The sequence below is a fragment of the Waddliaceae bacterium genome (genome assembly GCA_018694295.1).
Classification (GTDB): domain Bacteria; phylum Chlamydiota; class Chlamydiia; order Chlamydiales; family JABHNK01; genus JABHNK01.
The window spans coordinates 1-6,638 of the sequence record JABHNK010000049.1 but is presented as its reverse complement, the minus strand read 5'-3'; the positions used below and the strand labels follow the sequence as shown (position 1 = coordinate 6,638).

Annotated in this window: 5 protein-coding genes; 3 read left to right on the top strand and 2 right to left on the bottom strand. The window is 45.2% G+C overall.

Annotated features, from left to right (window positions below):
- The first annotated feature begins 134 nt into the window (after positions 1-134).
- The 3 genes from HN980_04995 to HN980_04985 all read left to right on the top strand — a co-directional run bounded on the left by HN980_04995 (position 135) and on the right by HN980_04985 (position 3,859).
- On the top strand, positions 135-707 hold the full coding sequence (locus HN980_04995) for a hypothetical protein (protein ID MBT6928831.1): 573 nt from the start codon (positions 135-137) through the stop codon (positions 705-707).
- 149 nt (positions 708-856) lie between these two features.
- Positions 857-1,480, top strand: coding sequence for a hypothetical protein (locus tag HN980_04990; GenBank protein MBT6928830.1), 624 nt, complete (start codon positions 857-859; stop codon positions 1,478-1,480).
- A gap of 633 nt (positions 1,481-2,113) precedes the next feature.
- Entirely contained in the window at positions 2,114-3,859 is a 1,746-nt protein-coding gene (locus HN980_04985) for a hypothetical protein (GenBank protein MBT6928829.1), read from the top strand.
- Positions 3,860-4,044: 185 nt separating this feature from the next.
- Here the strand turns inward: HN980_04985 and HN980_04980 are convergent, their stop codons facing one another.
- Positions 4,045-4,728 carry an ABC transporter ATP-binding protein gene (locus HN980_04980; protein MBT6928828.1) on the bottom strand — a complete coding sequence of 228 codons (684 nt, stop codon included), beginning with the start codon at positions 4,726-4,728 and terminating at the stop codon, positions 4,045-4,047.
- A partial coding sequence (locus HN980_04975; GenBank protein ID MBT6928827.1) for an FtsX-like permease family protein occupies positions 4,725-6,638 on the bottom strand: 1,914 nt, incomplete at its 5' end. The genes HN980_04975 and HN980_04980, both read right to left, overlap by 4 nt.

Genomic DNA, 6,638 nt, shown 5'->3' with positions numbered 1-6,638 from the left:
GCTGCATTGGCCGTGCTGCAAGGGCGTTCTGCTGCGGTTTCTACATTTAGGGTTTTTGTTATTACATAGCATATTGATGTAAAAATATAAATTTTGAACCATGCCAAAAATACAAATTTTAAGAGGAGAATATTATGCTTGTTCGTGCCAGAGAGCTTTTTACAGAAGGAACCAGTTTATGTAGTCAACTACAAAAGCTTGATAAAGAAGAAGATGCTGTTCTAAAAAAATATCAAACCAAAAGAAAGGTGGCACTTACGACAGCGATTGTTTCTGGTGTGGCAATTTTAGCTTTATCGCCTCAAGCATTAGCAAAATTTGGAGTCCCGCCTCACGGAAGACTTGCGAGCGATTTGGTTGCTTGTGGGCTTGTTAGTATGCTCTGTTGTGTTGGTGGTATTCTCACGTTCGCTTTTCTTCAATCTTACGGTCCTAATAAATGTCTGTTTAAAAAAGATTTAGTGCGTGTTGCGAGAAAAATACAGTCTATCGATGTTATGTTAGGACAACAATCTGGAATAACGGCGAGAGAAAGGACTCAAATGTCTGAGGCCAAAGAAATGTTTTCTACTAAATTGGAAAGAATGAAAGCAAAATACTCAGGAGGTCTCAATATAACGCGAGAAGCTCTTGAAAGGCAGCTGACAGCTAAGTTGTCGAAGGACAGAAGTGAAGGCGTGCAATTACAACAAGTGCTTCCTGTTTAAATACGCGCCCTTTTTGCTGCATTGGCCGTGCTGCTAGGGCGTTCTGCTGCGGTTTCTACATTTAGGGTTTTTGTTATTACATAGCATATTGATGTAAAAATATAAATTTTGAACCATGCCAAAAATACAAATTTTAAGAGGAGAATATTATGCTTGTTCGTGCTAGCGTGTTTTTTCCAGAAGGAACCAGTTTATGTAGTCAACTACAAAAGCTTGATAAAGAAGAAGATGCTGTTCTAAAAAAATATAAAACCAAAAGAAGAGAGGCAGCAGCAACAGCGATTGTTTCTGTTGGGGCATGGGTAGTTTTAACTCCTGAAGTATTAGCAGTAGCCGGAATATCGGTGGTCGGAGCCGCAGTTCAAGCTTGGTGGATCGGTGGATCGGCGGCTAGTATTATCGGTGGTGCTAGAGGTTCGATCTTGTCCATTGTAAGTCCATTTTTTTTTAATCCTAATAAATATCTGTTTGAAAAAGATTTAGTGCGTGTCGCGAAAAAAATAAGCTCTATCAGTATCGTATTACAAAATGTTGGAATAAATGATGGTGAACGATCTCAAATAGAAGAGGCTCAACAATTATTTTCTGATAAATTAGAGCTTATGAAAGAAAGATTCGGACGTGAAAACAAGATAACGCGAGAAGAGCTTGAAAAGAGGCTACCAACTTTGTCGGATGTCAGCGGCGATCATTTGGGATCACAGGAGGAGCTAATAGTAGTTCACAATCCTTTAGTTAGAAGAAGGGGCGCGCGCCAGTATTCACGACTATGATAGCACATTAAGCACAAGCCTCCACATTATCAGACGTTGTGATTTACCATCTACAGCACGCGTAGCGTGGTGAAAAGATATGTGTCGTTAAATATTTTTTACGGGTTTTATTCCCCGCAGCTTGCTGCGTAACTAATAACTAATAACTAAAGAACGATACCCCGTAGCTTGCTGCGGGGAGGTTCATTATTTTATTGTGGGAAGGACTGGTCGTATCATTAGTAGTGTATTGTGTCTGTCATCCGTGTTGTAAGAAAGCGCGAAAAAAAGAAGATACAAAAGATTATATGAAAACCAATCAATAGACCTAGCGGTATAATATATCACCTTTCCCGCCAACATTATCAGACGCTGTGGTTTATATCTCGACAGCACTCGTAGCGTGGTGGCGACTGCGGGTGATCAGAATTCAAGGGACGGCCTTAGCCGTCTCTTGAATTCTGATCCTCTGCGCAGCATGAGCCCATAATTGGGGAGTCCAGAGGGCATACGGCCTTCTGGCGGGGATTGTCAAGGGGCAGGGCCCCCTTGACTGACATTAGAGGGTGTTGTTAAATTCGAATTTTTGTATAATTTTCGTATTTAGTGAATTTATAGTTAGCAATTAACAGATTTTTTGAGGGAGTGTTAGAGATGCTTAAAGGTTGTAAATTACCACCTACAGGTGAGTGTCCAGTAGAAGGATATAAAGATGCTGCGTTTTTGCAGGTATCACAGGGATCGAGTGTTGGAAGGATGTTTGGTGGCCGAAGTGTATTTCGTGCTTTTGGAAAACTAGGAAAACTAATGAAGCAAACAGGAGGGCTGATTTCAACAGCATCACATGAGCTTCCCAGGATAGTATTAGGAGCAGTAGTTTTATCAGCGGTGACGAGAGTGGCACAAGGAAGTATGGTAGGATTTCAAGAGACACGTCGAGATGTTGCTCCTATCCTTCCTCTCCAAGTATCGAGAACGGCGGATGGTGTATTACAGACGGTATGCCAGGGCGTTCTTGCCAAGGAGTCATCTTTTAAAGAAGAATGCCGACAGCGACAGTATGATCCTGAAACATTTGTTGATATAGGTTGCTCTCATGCTGATGTTATAAAATTTTGTGAAGACATCTTCGGGATCGAGAAGGCTCCTGAGCCTAGCGGGGACGTAACTGTTGTCGAGGAAGAAACGTTCCCACCATATCCTACAGAAAGGCAATGTTATGATAGTTCTTATTTCATGAGAAAAGTTGTCAATGTTCGAGAGCCTGGCGATGTACGTCCTATGCCGTCTTCTTGCAGTACGGTGGTACATGCAGGGGCTGATTCTTTTTCCCTTCAAGGATTAAGCCCGGAAGAGAGTGTTGCGAGAACAGTAGAGTGGTGGCGTGCCGATGCGGGAAATATAGTTGTGATGGGTTGTGAAGAGCAGATATACGAAAATCCGGTACCTGAAAATGTCGCGATACAGCGTAAAACAGATTCGGGTCCTGCGCATTTGAAGCTTAAAGCGTATCCGCATTATAACTCGGCCTCGGCGTATGAAGTATATGATTATGTACTAAGACGTATTAGGAGTGATCTAATAGATCACAAAGATCTGCCAGTGTATAATATCGGTGATGATCACGTTACCTTATCTAGAAATATAGGACCTAGTGTAAAAATATTATCAAAACCCTATACAGTACCGAGAAACGTTACTGCTGAATGTTGTCCTTCAATGAGAATTGACACTGCAGTAGTCAGCGTGGTAGATTGGCCTGGAGGACAAAATTTCAAAGCAGCTATAGTAGTCAAGCCGATATATGACGGAGAAACATTATTATCAAGGCCTGTCAAAGCCATTTTATCTGTCAATGGTATATGTGAAGAGGTAACGATCATAGAAGATTTGGGTGAATATGAAACTCATGATTTTAAGATAGATGTTGGACCCAATAGTGTAGGGTTTCTGGTAGATGGTGAAGAACTCCATAGGGTTGATTTTTTTCTTGATGGTGATATGACAGCTGTCGTAATTGTGACGGGAGGTGGTATTCCTAAAAATGATACGAGAAGGATTTCTCTTGGATACGGAGCTTTAAAAACTTATGATGTGTTAACTGTGCCACATGATGATACTAATACAGGCGATTTTGTAGTAGATGGCCCATGTTCGACGCCCTTACGATTTGAGCAAGACTGTGATCCACGAACGTCTGTGGAAGAGAGACTTGAACCATATGCGTTTTTTGTCTATCTTGCTATGTTCACAGCCATCGTAGCCATCGCAGCCATCGCAGAGATTGGAAAACGTTGTAAAAAAAGACCTGAGAATGTATCTACTAGTGTTCTCCTTTCAGCAAGACCTGTAGAGCCACCAAGTGTTTTGGAAGAGGGAGCAGTAGAGTTTTCTGAATGACACTAAAACAGCAGAAATATTACACGTTGTGGTTTATATCTCGGCAGCACGCGTAGCGTGGTGGCGACTGCGGGTGATCAGAATTCGATGGGCTGCTTTAGCAGCCCCTTGAATTCTGATCCTCTGCGCAGCATGAGCCCATAATTGGGGAGTCCAGAGGGCATACGGCCTTCTGGTGGAGATTGTTAAGAGGCAGGGTCTCTTAACATTAGCTTGCCATCTTGGAGTGTATAGATTTTGTCGCACATCGTGGCGAGTTCGATATCATGAGTGACGATGATTAGTGCCTTGTTGTGGTCTTTCACGCAGGAGAGGAGGATGGCGTGGATAGCTTTGGAGTTTTCGTGGTCGAGGTTCCCTGAGGGCTCATCTGCGAGGATTATGTCTGGGTTATTGCATAGTGCACGTGCTATTGCCACGCGTTGTCTTTCGCCGCCTGAGAGGTCTTTTACGTTGAAGTTCGCTCTGTTTGTTATGCCGACCATTTCTAGTAGGGATGTGGCACGTTTGTATGAGGGGGAGTTTTTCGTGGTGGTTTTACGGCTTATCTTTGCTGGCATCAGGACATTTTCTATGGTGGTATAGTCTTCGAGGAGGTTGTAGTTCTGGAAGACGAAGCCTATCGTTGTTTTACGTGCTGCTGGAGAGGCTTTTTTCCCTAGGAGTGTGAGGGAGCCTTTGTCGGGTTTCTCTAGGGTGCCGATTATGTTTAGCAGCGTTGTTTTCCCTTCTCCTGAAGCGCCCATTATCGCTATAGACTCGCCTTGCTGTATTGTGAGGTCTACACCGCGGAGGACAGAGACTTTTGACGGGTGTCTGAAGGTCTTATGGATATTTTCTGCGTGTAGGACGGTTTTTTTCGTCATCATTCCGACCTCAGCAGTTTCGTAGGGTTTAGGAGCGAGGCTTTTATTGCGGGGATGACGCCTGCTAGCAGTGACGTTGTCGCCGTTGCTATTATTACGAACTTCAGTGTGCCGGCGCTTAGCGTTGTTGGCAGTGTATCGCCGTAGAAGGTGCTGTTGAGGAGTTCGTGTCCTTGTATAGCGCTAAGGACATCGATTATTGCTGGGAGGTTATGCATCGTCGCTATTGCTGCTATAGTCCCTATCCCTGAGCTTATTATGCCGATTATTATTCCACAGAAGCCGAATATCAGCGCTACGCTCCATCGCGATGCTCCCATCGACTGTAGTATCCCGATTTCTTTCTTCTTGTCATTGACGAGGAGGACGAGCATTGAGATGATATTCGAGCATGCTACTATCATTATTATTATGGCGAGGAGTGAGAACAGGTATTTCTCGCTTTGTAGCTGTTCGAGGATGTCTTTTGTGAACTCGTATTCCCTGAAGGTCTCGACGTTCCAGTATTTCGCGAGGCCTTTTTCGGTGAGACTCTTCGTTATAGAGGTTTTCACTGTGGCGGCGGTGTTGACGTCGTCGAACCATACGTTTATTCCATTGCCGAAGGTGTTGTCGTTGACGCGTGTCGTGGCGTTTATCAGGGACGTCACGCTGCTGTCAGCAAGGACGAACTTACCGCCTAGGGGGATGATTCCGGGGTCGTAGAACCCTGCGACGTACATCGGGACGCGCTGCTCTTGTAGTGATCCGGCGGTGACCATATGGTATGAGAGGTATCCTCTGTCGCCGAGAAGGACGCCGTGGTCGCGGAAGCCTTTACCTACGATGACGCCTTCGCCGAAGACATCGTCGGATGGTATCACTGTGGCATCTTCGACGGTATATATCCACGGTGGTGGAGTTTCGGGGGCGTCTTCGAAGGCTTTTGTCGTCGTTGCCGCGCCGATTGTTAGCTCTCCATATGGCGTGGAGCCTGAAAGCGTGACGCCTTTGATGTCGATCTCTATGTTGAAGATGAGGTCTTCCGGTGATTCTGCCGAAGGTATCGATTTTTCGTCGAGTGAAGCTTTTATCATAGTATCACCGTCGACGAGGGCGAAAGCCGAAAGTTTCGGTGTTTTCAGCATAGAAGGGGGGATATACCATCCTTCTGGGGGAGTCTTCAGGTGTGTTATCGTGGTGTTTTCTAGGAAAGCATCAAGCTTTTCGTGGAATGTCTCCGAAGAGACGCTGTCGTCGCTGGAAGGCATGTCTTCTGTTGCTGCGTCTGCTGATGTCGCTAGTAGTGCGAAGATATTTGCGAGGTCTGAAGCTGTGGGTTCCAAGGTTATTGTTGCTACGCTGTGGTTTTTGGCGTCGAACGATGAAAGGTAGCACCCTTGTGTTAGGAACGTCTGTGTTGTCGATCCCATGCCTTCGTTGCTATGCCTGACGAGACGTAGACGCATCTGCGCAAGAGCGTGGTCGTAGTCGCCGGCGGTGAGGCCTTGGCTTTGTAGTAGGGAGAACGTATCTTTTACGAGGTCTTTTGTCGTGCCGGAGGCGTTAGTGTCGGGAGATCGCCAGTATGGAGGTATCTCCATATCGATTCCGGGGTCGTAGGGGTCGGTACTTTCGGCGGACAGCTTCTCGCCGATGGTCTTGGTGGAATAGTCGGAAGCGTCGCTGATGCTGTCGACGTTATAGTAATACGACTGGTAATACTCTTCTGTTGGGGTGAGCCTTATTGGGGCCGTTAGGGCTACGAGTTTTTCTACCCACCCTTTTTCAAGGCCAGTCGTTACGGAGAAAAATACGAGGATAAGCCATACTACTACTGAGATTACCAGCGTAGAGATTATCGTGATGATAGATACCGAAAGCTGACGGCGCCGAGGAATAAGATACTTATATGCTACAGAAAATTCAAACAT

What these genes read in the sequence shown, in the direction of transcription:
- HN980_04995 (MBT6928831.1), top strand. Translation starts at nt 135, where the DNA reads ATGCTTGTTCGTGCCAGAGAGCTTTTTACAGAAGGAACCAGTTTATGT.
- HN980_04990 (MBT6928830.1), top strand. Translation starts at nt 857, where the DNA reads ATGCTTGTTCGTGCTAGCGTGTTTTTTCCAGAAGGAACCAGTTTATGT.
- HN980_04985 (MBT6928829.1), top strand. Translation starts at nt 2,114, where the DNA reads ATGCTTAAAGGTTGTAAATTACCACCTACAGGTGAGTGTCCAGTAGAA.
- HN980_04980 (MBT6928828.1), bottom strand. Translation starts at nt 4,728, where the DNA reads ATGATGACGAAAAAAACCGTCCTACACGCAGAAAATATCCATAAGACC.